Annotated in this window: 8 protein-coding genes, 1 tRNA gene, 1 pseudogene and 1 other annotated feature; of the genes and pseudogenes, 5 read left to right on the forward strand and 5 right to left on the reverse strand. The window is 33.1% G+C overall.

Features of this window, described 5'->3' with window-relative positions; genetic code table 11:
* Together HMPREF9129_RS08610 and HMPREF9129_RS08615 are read left to right on the forward strand one after the other, a co-directional pair.
* Nucleotides 1–621: TetR/AcrR family transcriptional regulator (locus HMPREF9129_RS08610; RefSeq protein WP_004822609.1), on the forward strand; the 621-nt coding region annotated here is incomplete at its 5' end.
* Complete coding sequence (locus tag HMPREF9129_RS08615; protein WP_004822611.1) at nt 605–1,669, forward strand: DUF2871 domain-containing protein; 1,065 nt, start codon at nt 605–607, stop codon at nt 1,667–1,669. The genes HMPREF9129_RS08610 and HMPREF9129_RS08615, both read left to right, overlap by 17 nt.
* A 266-nt stretch (nt 1,670–1,935) precedes the next feature.
* Here the strand turns inward: HMPREF9129_RS08615 and HMPREF9129_RS08620 are convergent.
* Nucleotides 1,936–2,022 (reverse strand) — tRNA-Leu (locus tag HMPREF9129_RS08620).
* Nucleotides 2,023–2,205: 183 nt separating this feature from the next.
* On the opposite strand from HMPREF9129_RS08620, the gene polA reads away from it, so the two are divergent.
* The 3 genes from polA to HMPREF9129_RS08635 all read left to right on the forward strand — a co-directional run bounded on the left by polA (nt 2,206) and on the right by HMPREF9129_RS08635 (nt 8,573).
* Nucleotides 2,206–4,854 carry a DNA polymerase I gene (gene polA, locus HMPREF9129_RS08625; protein WP_004822613.1) on the forward strand — a complete coding sequence of 883 codons (2,649 nt, stop codon included), beginning with the start codon at nt 2,206–2,208 and terminating at the stop codon, nt 4,852–4,854.
* Nucleotides 4,841–5,446, forward strand: a complete 606-nt coding sequence (gene coaE / locus HMPREF9129_RS08630; RefSeq protein ID WP_004822615.1) for a dephospho-CoA kinase — start codon at nt 4,841–4,843, stop codon at nt 5,444–5,446. The genes polA and coaE overlap by 14 nt, the downstream gene beginning before the upstream one ends.
* 214 nt (nt 5,447–5,660) lie before the next feature.
* Nucleotides 5,661–5,845 (forward strand) — a binding site (T-box leader).
* Nucleotides 5,846–5,927: 82 nt separating this feature from the next.
* Complete coding sequence (locus HMPREF9129_RS08635) at nt 5,928–8,573, forward strand: valine--tRNA ligase (protein WP_040552938.1); 2,646 nt, start codon at nt 5,928–5,930, stop codon at nt 8,571–8,573.
* Nucleotides 8,574–8,669: 96 nt separating this feature from the next.
* On the opposite strand, the gene HMPREF9129_RS08640 is transcribed toward HMPREF9129_RS08635, so the two are convergent.
* The 4 genes and pseudogenes from HMPREF9129_RS08640 to HMPREF9129_RS08655 form a co-directional block, all read right to left on the reverse strand.
* Nucleotides 8,670–9,473, reverse strand: coding sequence for a metal ABC transporter permease (locus HMPREF9129_RS08640; protein WP_004822618.1), 804 nt, complete (start codon nt 9,471–9,473; stop codon nt 8,670–8,672).
* Nucleotides 9,467–10,129 (reverse strand): metal ABC transporter ATP-binding protein, encoded by a 663-nt coding sequence (locus HMPREF9129_RS08645; RefSeq protein WP_004822620.1) that lies wholly within the window; start codon nt 10,127–10,129, stop codon nt 9,467–9,469. Before HMPREF9129_RS08645 ends, HMPREF9129_RS08640 begins: the two co-directional genes overlap by 7 nt.
* 15 nt (nt 10,130–10,144) lie before the next feature.
* Nucleotides 10,145–11,436: pseudogene (locus HMPREF9129_RS08650) on the reverse strand (metal ABC transporter substrate-binding protein).
* 14 nt (nt 11,437–11,450) lie between these two features.
* Nucleotides 11,451–12,104: a ZinT/AdcA family metal-binding protein gene (locus tag HMPREF9129_RS08655; protein WP_004822626.1), complete on the reverse strand. Its 654-nt coding sequence runs from the start codon at nt 12,102–12,104 to the stop codon at nt 11,451–11,453.
* Nucleotides 12,105–12,204 lie beyond the last annotated feature (100 nt).

Here is a 12,204-nt window from a genome sequence, read left to right on the forward strand (position 1 = left end):
ACAGGGTGTCATAATAAAAATTCTTATAAATTTATAAAGAAAGGGCAAAAAATAGAAGGACACTTTTTTAATTTGTCAGAAGAGAAAAAACAGTCGATATTAAATGCAATTCGTGAAGAATTTTTGCAAAAACCATTTAATAAAGCTCGAATAGCAAATATAATACAAAAAGCAAATATTCCAAGGGGAAGTTTCTACCAATATTTTGAAAATTTAGAAGAAGCATATTTTTTGATATTAGAAAAATATATAGTGGACTCACACAAACTTTTTTCAAGCTTATTAAAGAAAAATAACTACGACCATGAAAAAGCACTTCAACAATTTGGACGTGAAATAAGCGAAGAAATTTTCAACCCGGAAAACTATAATTTGTATAAATATAAGTATCTCTACTGGACAGAACACTTAGAAAGAGAATATACAAAATATAAGACAAAGGAAATGACAAAATCACTAAAGAGTACAAGGGAAGAAAAAATAATGTTCATAAAGGCAATTGTGCATGACTTGGTTAGGAGAGCATTTAGCGAAAACTGGGATAAAGACACATTTATAGAAAAATATGACATCCAATGCAGTTGGATATTTGGAGGAATTAAAAATGGCAGGACTATTTGAATCAATATTTGATGCACTATATCTAGTTTTAGTGATATCAATAGGAATAAAATTATTATTACTAGAAGATAAAAGTGCAAAAACATTTGGAGTAATGGGGGTAGTTCTAGGACTTGGGGACTCATTCCACTTGGTACCGAGAATTATGGCACACATGACACAAAATGGAATGGAACAATTTGCATCAATACTCTCATGGGGCAAAATGATAACTTCAATAACCATGACGATATTTTATCTACTGTATTATAAACACTACAAAAAAGAGAATCACAAAGAAAACAAAATGCTCGATTGTACAATATATTTGCTTACAATAGTAAGAATAATTTTAACAGTACTCCCTCAAAACAAATGGGGAACCAGCGACCCAAACTTAACTTGGAATATCATTAGAAACATACCGTTTACAATTATGGGAATTATATTAATAGCAATATCATATAATGAAAAAGGACTGTTTAGAAAATACTCAATCTTAATTGCACTGTCATTTATTTTCTATGTACCGGTGGTGCTATTTGCTGATAAATATGCGATTGTTGGAATGTTAATGATGCCAAAGACCGTGGCTTACTTTATGCTCGTGTATGTAGCCTACAAACACTACAAAACACAATTTAAAACAGCAGATATCTTAGAAACAGCGCTAATAACATTGATATTTGGTTTGAGTGCAGGAGTGTTTTTTAGGGAATTTACAAAAATTTTCGCATTTAAAGGAAAAACAATGCTTTCAGTAATTCATACACACACATTAATTTTGGGTTTTGTATTTGGAATAATATTGTATCTTTTGATAAGCAGAATAAAAAATGTTGACTACAAAAAAATAAAAATGCCGATAAAACTTTGGAGCGCAGGATTAGTTCTTACAATAGTGATGATGTGGATAAAGGGAATATATCAAGTAATAGGGGGAAATGCAGAACTATTTAACCAAAATATGTTCTCAGGAATAGCCGGATTAGGTCACATAGCGCTTGGCATTGGAATAGTTTGGTTGATGATGTATATAGTAAAAGAAAGCAAATTACAAATTTTATAAAAAAGCGTGGGAAGCCATGTTTTTTTGCTGCAAAGATATAAAAAACATCAATATAACCAACAATTTCAAAAAATGTACGGGCGGCACGTGATTACAAGAAAAATAAAGAATCAAAATAAAATCAACAAATAAAAGATATAAATAGTAAAAAAGTATAGGCCCGTCCGCAAATCGACAATAATTTCGACAAACAATGTCTTACAAACACATAAAAGCAAATAAAAAACTCTCACAAAAACTTTTAAGCTTTTATGAGAGTATATAAATGGTGCCGGAGGCGGGACTTGAACCCGCACGGTGTTGCCACCGCCAGATTTTGAGTCTGGTACGTCTGCCAATTCCATCACTCCGGCATATTACCTAATTATTTTACAACATTTTATATATTAAATCAAGTCGAAACTATTAGAGTATATTTTATTTTGCAATGACAATTAAATAAAACTCAAAATGGACCTATAATTAGGTTCTTTTTTAATTATCATTGTGAAATTAGTTGTAAATATAATGTATAATAGTTATAAGGATGTGATTTTATGGAAAAAATTTTGATTATAGATGGTTCGTCGCTCTTCTTTAGAGCTTTTTATGCATTGCCGTTGTTAAAAACTAAAAAGGGAATTTATACAAATGCACTGTACGGTTTTATACAGATGGTGGAAAATGCTATCGATAGGATAAAGCCTACTCATGCTGTGGTTTGTTTTGATATGAAGGGAAAGACTTTCCGTTCGGATATATACAAAGATTATAAGGGCACTCGCCAAAAGACTCCAAATGAGTTGGAACAACAGTTTCCAATTGTAAGAGATGTATTAAAACTTATGAACATTATAGTTTTAGAATCTCCGGTGTACGAAGCTGATGATATAGCAGGGACAATTTCTAAATTAGCTTCAGAAGTCGGTATGGAATCTGTACTACTTACAGGAGATAAGGACTACTATCAATTGGTCGGCAAGGACACCAGTGTACTTTTGACAAGAAAGGGAATTACTGAAATGGACCTTGTAACAGTTGAGAGTTTACAAGAAGATTATGGGTTAACACCTGATCAATTTATAGATTTAAAAGGACTTATGGGAGACAGTTCGGACAATATTCCGGGAGTGCCGGGAATAGGTGAAAAGACGGGACTTAAGTTGATACATGAATTTGGAACAATTGAGAACCTATATGACCATATAGATGAAATCACAGCGAAAAAACAAAAGGAAAAATTAGAAGACAATAAGGCTCAAGCTTTTATGTCTAAAAAACTTGGAACAATTGTTAGAAATGTGCCTATAGAAACTGAATTAGATGAATTAAAGCTAAGAGAATACAATCTACAAGAGTTATCTGACTTATATAGAGAATATGAATTCTACACATTACTAAAGAGATTGCCGGAAGGATTTCAAAAGGCAGAGGTTGTGGAAGTTTCAGAGAGTGTATTTAAAGTAAGAGATATTGTTTATAAAGATTTAATAGAAGAAATAAAAAATGAAAAATCTTTTGCCTTTAGGTTTATAACGGATGGAAAAATTTATGAAGGTATTAAACCTTGCAGATTTGCAATAAAAGTTAAGGAAAAACCCGTTGTGATATACCAAGGCATAGAAAATTTGGCTGAATTTAAAGAAGTTTTTGAGTCTGAAGAAATAGAAAAAATAGGTCATGATTTAAAAGAAGACATCATGGTTTTGATGAGTGAGGGAATAAATATAAATAATTTCACTCACGATACTCAAATAGCTGAATATCTTTTAAATTCAACTAAATCGGATTATGATATTTCAAATATTTCAAGTGAACACTTCGGTGTTGGATATAAAGATGAAGAAGAATTACTTGGAAAAGGCGTGAAAAAGAAAAAATATTCAGAACTATCTGATGATGATTTAAATAAATATGCAGCTTTTTATTTGAGTGCAGTATATAAACTTAGAGATAGACAAGTTGAGCTACTCAGAGAACAAGAAATGGAAGAGTTATATAGAAATGTTGAATTGCCATTAGTTGAAGTATTGGCTTCTATGGAACTTATAGGAATAAAAACTGAGACAACAGTATTTGATGAGATAGGTGCCGATTTAAACGAGAGGGTAGAAAAACTTGAAAGGTTGATATATGAACAAGCCGGAGAAGAATTTAATATAAGCTCACCAAAACAACTTGGAGTTATATTGTTTGAAAAACTTGGGTTTCAAGTCATAAAGAAGACAAAGACAGGCTACTCGACATCAGCAGAAGTTTTGGAAAAGCTGATAGATGAAGGGGAGATAGTCGGCAATATCTTGGAGTATAGAAAATTGACAAAGCTCAAATCAACTTATGTGGATGGACTAAAAGAGATAGTGAACCCTAAAACCGGCAGAATTCACTCCCACTTCAATCAAACTGTTGCGAGCACAGGGCGAATTTCATCACAAGATCCAAATCTTCAAAACATACCTATAAAAACTGAAGAAGGCAGGCTTATTAGAAAAGCTTTTTTGGCTTCAGAAGGTTGTTCACTAGTTGATGCAGACTATTCACAAATAGAACTTAGAGTTCTAGCTTCTATAACAGAAGACGAAAATATGATATCGGCTTTTGAAAATGATGTCGATATTCATAGAAAAACGGCTTCTGAAGTGTTTGAAGTTCCTCTTGAAGAAGTGACTTCACTTATGAGATCACAAGCCAAGGCAGTAAACTTTGGTATAGTTTATGGTATTTCAGATTATGGACTTTCAAGAAATTTAAATATTCCAAGAAAGACGGCGAAAATATATATAGATAACTATTTGGAAAATTTTAAAGGTATTAAAAAATTCATGACGGATGAAGTAGAAATTGCAAAAGAGAAAGGGTATGTCAAAACAATTTTAAACAGAAGAAGATATATTCCGGAGTTATCAGCAAAGAATTTCAATATACGTCAATTTGGGGAGCGTATAGCAATCAATACACCAATACAAGGTTCAGCAGCAGACATAATAAAAATTGCAATGGTCAAAGTTTATAAAACGCTTAGGGAAAAGAATATGAATTCCAAACTGATACTTCAAATTCACGATGAATTGATAGTTGATGCAGTTGAAGAAGAAATTGAAGAAGTGAAAAAAATCATGCACGAACTTATGGAAAATGCAGTTAATATGAAGGTGGCGTTGAAGATAGATATGAAAGTTGGAGATAGCCTTTATGACACGAAGTAAGGTCATAGTTATAACCGGTTCAATCGCAACGGGTAAGAGTGCTGTTACAGAAATAATAAGAAAACACGGTTTTCAAGTTATAGATGCAGATGAAATAGCTCACGAAGTTTTGAAAAAAGAATTTATAGCAGAAAAGATTAGAGAAAACTTTGGAGATGAATTTTTGCTAAAGGGGAAAGTAAATAGACCAGCTCTTTCGGATTATGTATTTAATAATAAAGAAAAATTAGAAATCTTAAATAAAATAATGCACAGAGAGATTTTTAAAGAAATAAATGCAAAAATTCAAGAGAGTAAAGACGAAGTGTTATTCGTGGATATGCCGTTGTATTTTGAACTAAAAGATAAGATGGTGGAATATTCATTTAAAGCAGATGAAATTTGGTTGGTCTATGTTAAAAAAGCTACTCAGATAAAGAGGCTTATGAATAGAGATAACATAACAAGAGAAATTGCGGTTAAGAAAATAAATTCACAAATCAGTGTTGAAACTAAAAAGGCTATGTCAGACGTTATTATAGAAAATGACGGTTTCATAGCAGAACTTGAAGAAAAAGTAGAGAAGTTAATAAAGATGTATGGTCAGCATTAACAAGGCAGTGTGAGGATACCTGTACCACACAATAAGACAAATTAGCAAATAAGATAAGTAAATAACAAAACAAATAGGTATTCAACAAATTAATAAACATTAGTTTTATTATGTGATAATAATAGTGTAGATTTAATAGTATTGTAAGAATTAACTTTTTTATTCAAGAGCAGTTGACTTTATGAGCTTTAATTAATATAATGGGAATAATTTAATATTTGCTATAAAAAAGAGGAGTAGCTATCGTAGAATTTTAGAGAGGCATCGGCCGGTGGAAGGTGTCATTTGAAAGTAGTGAAGGTTGCTTTTTTGCACTGCTATGCAGCGGTTATAACCGATATATTATTTGAGCTGATTTATTCAGAAATTAAGGTGGTACCACGGCCCTTCGTCCTTAGAGATGAGGGGTCTTTTTTATTATTAAAATTAAGAAGTTTAAAATAGTGCCAAAGGCAGAGTAAGATTGAATATAGGGGGAAAAATGAAAGAGTTATCAAAGAATTATAATCCTAAGGAGTTTGAAGATAGAATATATGATTTTTGGATGTCAAATAATCATTTTAGGGCAGAAGTTGATGAAAATAAAAAGCCTTTTACAATAATGATGCCACCGCCAAATGTAACCGGGAATCTTCACATGGGTCATGCCCTTAACAACACAATACAAGATATTTTAACTCGTACTAAGAGAATGCAAGGTTATTCGGCACTTTGGTTACCGGGTACCGACCATGCGAGTATTTCTACTGAAGCTAAGGTTGTACAGAAGCTTAGGGCTCAAGGAATAGCTAAGGAAGATATTGGCAGAGAAAAATTCTTAGAAGAAACTTGGGATTGGACTCACGAGTATGGCGGAAATATAAAGAACCAATTGAAAAAATTGGGGGTTTCTTGTGACTGGTCAAGAGAGAGATTTACATTAGATGATCAACTTTCTAAGGCTGTTGAAGAAGTTTTTATAAGGCTTTATGAAAAAGGACTTATATACAGAGGGGACAGAATTATAAATTGGTGTCCAAATTGTGGGACTTCAATTTCAGATGCAGAGGTTGAACACGTTGATGAGCATAGACATATCTACCACTTTAGATATCCTTTGGAAGATGGTTCAGGAAGTATAGAAGTTGCTACAACAAGACCTGAAACTATTCCTGGAGACCTTGCTGTTGCAGTGCACCCTGAAGATGAAAGATATAAGGATTTAATTGGAAAGAATGTCTTATTGCCAATAATGGACAATAAAGCTATTCCTATAATCGCAGATGAATATGTAGAAAAAGATTTTGGAACAGGTTGTGTAAAAATCACTCCATCTCACGACCCTAACGACTTTGGTGTAGGAGAAAGACATGGTCTTGGTCAACTTATAGTGTTTGACGAAAAGGCTGTTTTAAATGAAAATGCCGGGAAATATTGTGGGCTTACAACTTCTGAAGCTCGTAAGAAGATAATAGAAGATTTTGATGCTCTTGGACTATACGTTGGGGCAAAGGAACACGACAGTGCTGTTGGACATTGTGAAAGATGTGGAACAGTTATCGAGCCCATGCTTTCAAAGCAATGGTTTGTAAAGATGGAACCTCTTGCTAAACCGGCTCTTGAAGCTTACAGAAATGGAGAGGTTGATTTTATTCCGGAGAGATTTGGAAAAGTTTATGAACACTGGCTTGAAAATATAAGAGATTGGAATATTTCAAGACAACTTTGGTGGGGACACAGACTTCCTGTTTACTATTGCAATGAAACTGATGAGATAGTAGTTAGCAGAGAGGATCCAACCGGCAAAGAAGGATATGAAGGAAAGACTTTCAGAAGGGATGAAGATACTCTAGACACTTGGTTCTCATCAGCTCTTTGGCCTTTCTCAACTCTTGGATGGCCGGATAAGACACCTGATCTTGACTACTTCTATCCTACTGATGTACTTGTTACAGGATATGACATAATATTCTTCTGGGTAGTTAGAATGGTATTCTCATCAATCGAACAAATGGGAGAAGTTCCTTTCAAAGATGTATTCTTGACAGGTCTTGTAAGAGATTCACTTGGTCGTAAGATGAGTAAATCTTTGGGGAATGGTATCGACCCACTTGAGTTAATCGCTGATTATGGTGCAGACGCTCTTAGATTTACACTTATTTCAGGCAATACTCCTGGAAATGATATGCGTTTCTACACTGAAAGAGTTGAAGCAAACAGAAATTTTGCAAATAAACTTTGGAATGCTACAAGATTTGTATTTATGAATTTTGAAGACAGAGATTTTGAATTAAAACTTGAAAATTTAAGAAATGAAGATAAGTGGATTTTGACTAAGTATATGGAAACTGTTGAGTCTTTGACAACTAAGATTGACAAGTACGACATAGGACTTGCGGCAAATGACATATATGATTTCATTTGGTCTGACTTCTGCGATTGGTACATTGAAATGGTAAAACCAAGATTGTATGGAGAAGATGAAGAAACTAAGAAGGCTGCTAAGGCAACTTTAATCTATGTATTAAAGGGAATTTTAAAATTACTTCACCCATTTATGCCATACATCACAGAGGAAATTTGGGACCACATTCCAAGCGAAAATGGTGCGTTGATTGTGGAAAGTTGGCCTGTAGTTGAAGAGTCATTGAAGTTTAAAACTGAAGAAAAAGATATTGAGTATATAAAAGATATAATCAGACTTATCAGAAATAGGCGCCAAGAGATGAATATAGAAAATAAAAACAAATCTCAAACAGTGATTAAAGTTTTGAATCAAGATGCTAGACGTGCTGTTGAAGAAAACAAGGGACATTTGTTAAACTTAGCTTATTCAGAAAGTGTTTCTGTGGAAGATGAAAGTTTTGAAATGACTTCTGAAAATGTGTCTATAGTTGTTGACGGTGCAGAAATATTTTTACCACTTAACGACTTGGTGGATTACAACAAAGAGTATGAAAGACTTAACAATGAAAGGGAAAAGACTATTTCTGAAATAAAAAGAGCTAGTTCAAAACTGGCAAATGAAAAGTTTGTAAGCAAGGCTCCTGAAAAATTGGTACAAGAAGAAAGAGATAAGTTGGAAAGTTATGAAGCTATTTTAAAAACTCTTGAGGAGAGAATAGCAGAAGTTAAATCTCATATATGATAAGTAAAGGGCAAGTTGAAATACTTGCTTTTTATATGTAATAATTAAAACATAAAGAAAATAGCAGTGCTGAGTTAATTTCAACACTGCTATTTTTTAAATTCTCTTTCTCTTTTTTATTTTATTTAAACTGAAAAGTATTAACATACCAATTACAGCATTTATAACTATTGCTCCACCGGGTTTTACGTCGAACCAATATGACATACAAATTCCAAAGAACATATATATCACTCCCAGTATGATACTTAGTTTTAAAGTTTGTTTGTAGGATCTACATATTAATAGAGACGTTGCAACCGGCAACACAAGTAGTGAAGCAACAAGTAGTGCGCCAACTATTTTACAAGCAAGAGCAACTGTTATGGCTGTAAGTAGTGTAAATACATTGTTGATAAGTTTTATATTTACTCCTGAAAGTCTTGCAAGGTTTAAATCAATTGAAATATCAAGTAGTGCTCCATAATAAATTACTGAAAATGCAACAACTATTATAAAGACAATGCCCACATTTATAAGGTCGATAGTTGTAACTGATGAGATACTACCGAAAAGGTAGGATTCAAAAGTATTTCCACCGGGGGCGAAGTTTGAAAGCAAAGCAGCTAAACCGAGACCCGTGCTCATGATTACAGCTGTTGCCATATCTCCGTACTGCGGAAACTTCTTTCTTATTTTTTCAATTGAAAAAGCTGAGACTATACAAGCTATAATAGCTCCGATAACAGGGTCAAATCCCATTATAAGTCCAACTGCGACACCTGCTAAAGAAGTGTGAGACAGTGCATCTCCAACCATTGAAGTCTTTCTATTAACCATTACAACTCCAATTAAAGGAATCATGATTGAAAGCATAAAGCCGGCGATTAAGGCTTTTCTCATAAAATCATAAGCTAACATACTGAACCTCCTTTAAGATTGAAAATTTCATATTCTTTTAAATTTTCTTCAATAAATTCCATTTCATGAGTTACCAACATAATAGTGATGTTGTCTTTTTGCATTGAAGAGAGAATATTTATAAATTGCTCTTTACTTTTAACGTCAATTCCGGCTGTCGGCTCATCTAAGATTAAGAGTTCAGGATTATTTATCAAAGCTCTTGCTATCATGGCTCTCTGTTTTAACCCCCCTGATAGTTCATTTAGGGGAGTGTTTATTTGTTTTTCAAGTCCCATCTTGATTAGTATTTCTTTAGCTCTTCTAAGTTGTTCATCTTTTGGAATTTTAACTTTTCCAAAATCTCGATACAAATTTAAAACCACTAGTTCAAGGCAGGTAACAGGGAAAGCCATCTGGTTTGCTACTTGTATTTGAGGTACATAACCTATCTTTTCAAAGTTTTTAAATTTAGATATGTCCTCTCCAAAAAGTTTTATACTTCCTGAATTGACTTTTAATTCTCCCAAGATTAGTTTTAGTAGGGTTGATTTACCTGAGCCGTTCTCTCCTAGAATTATATTTAATCCACCATCTTTAATGTTTAAATTTAAATTATTTAGGACAATGTCATGTCCGTAAGAAAAAGAAAGATTTTTTATTTCTACAATATTCAAAATTTCCTCCTTATTTTATTTAACAGCTTCATATATTTTTTCAAGATTCATCCTCATAAGAGAGACATAATCTTTATTTTCCAGATCATCGATATTAGAAGCGAATTCCATTGAAACAAGACCTTCTGCTTTTCCATGTACTTCTTCTGCAAGGGACTTGGCGCTCTTTGAATCGCCGCCATATTCATAAAAAATTGTGTCTATTCCATAAGTGTTTGCAAAATTGATTGCAGTTCTTATAGTCTTTAAACTTGGAGACTCAGAACTTACTAAATCTGACAACGCAAATTGAACTAAGTCGAAGTCTCTCGCAATATATCCATACGCATTGTGTGCAGTAAGGAAGTGATCATTTTTTTTATTTTAAATTTTTCTTTAAACTCAAACTCTAAATCAGTTAGTGCATCTACAGTTTTTAGTTTATTCTTTTTATACAACCTTTGATTTTCAGGATATTTTTCAGATAATTTATCAAAAATAGCATTTAAATATTTCTTTGCATTTACAACCGACATCCAAGAATGTGGGTCATAAGTGATTTTATCAAGAGATGAACTTGAACCGGCAAGTACAACTTCTTCATTTAGCTTTTCTTTATTTGAATCCAATAAATCATAAGACAATATATTTTCCGAAATACGGTCTGATACAAATACCCAGTCACCATCAGTTGGCAACTTATAAGTTACAAGTCCACTCTCATGGCCCATTTCAATAGTGTAGACTTTAGAATCTTCAATATTGATTTGTGACCTTTGATGAACTATTTCACCTTTCTGTTCCATAATTTTTTTACCTTTTTTTATTAATTCAGCATTTGTTTCATTGCCTTTTTTGAAAAAAGCTACACGCATATTATTTTCGTGAGTATGTCCAAATTCAATCCTATATTCTTGTCCGGATTGCATTTGAGAATGACCCATATATTGAAAATCTCCCATAGCAGCAGCTCCCTTGTAAGTTATCAAATTAACAGATTCAGAAAGCACTAATACATCTAAATCAGGTAGATTTTCAGAGACTTGATCTAGCCATTTTTCCATATTAGCACCATTTACGATAAGCAAATCGGCATTGGCAAGTTCTCTCATATTTTTAGGACTAGGTTCCCAAAAATGAGGGTCTTTATCTAACGGCATAAAAGATTTAATTTCTACAGTGTCGCCTGCAACTTGACTAACAAGTTCGTGAATAGGATAAAAAGAGGTGTAGACAACAGGTCTGTCATCTTTCACCTCTTTTTTTGAACATCCACTAATTATTAAAAGACAAATTACAAAACAGAAACTAAGCAGTTTCTTTTTCATAATACCTCCTAAAATTATTCAGTTATTTCTTCGATGATTTGGTCCATAGTTGAATTTGGCTTTACAAAAGTAGGGAACCAATCATCCATAGCTAAAAGTTCTTCAGCATTGTTACCATATCTCATATGGAAGTGAGTTAATTCTTCTTCACCGTGAACTTCCATTAGTAGAAGCACAGGGTATTTTGCTCCTTCAGATTCGAAAGTGTACCATGTAAGTTCGTGAGAACCGTGTTGAGTTTTGTGTTCATCAGTTAGTTTGTATTCAGCAGATGCTACTTCTTTTCCACCTTTATCTTCAAAACCATCTAAGAAAGTGATAGTATCGCCTTTAACTACCATACCGTTAAACTCACAGTTTCTTCTTTCAAGTAATTTAGCTTTAGCTTCTTCAGCAGTTATACCATCTCTCTTTGCAACTTCTTCAAAAGCTGGTTGAACAGCCGGGTCATCTAAATATGCTCCAAAGTTGTTCCAAGTTCCTTCCCAATCAGCTAAAGTTACCTTAGCATCAGCAGTTTTTGCCTTAGCATCTTTATCCATATTAGCGTTTTGAACCGCAGCATTAGTAGGGGCATTATTAGCAGGCGCCTCTTTCTTTTGACAACCTACAACTAACATAGACATACACATAGCTGTAGTTACAGCTAACATTTTTAAGTTTTTCATAAAATCCTCCTTGGTTTATTTTTAATAAGGTACTTTGTATGTAAAATTAAAAATACAAAAGATAACCAATATCATTATTACAAGTATACTATACCACTTT

The organism is Peptoniphilus indolicus ATCC 29427 (assembly GCF_000227315.1).
In the GTDB taxonomy this organism is placed as follows: Bacteria; Bacillota; Clostridia; order Tissierellales; family Peptoniphilaceae; genus Peptoniphilus; species Peptoniphilus indolicus.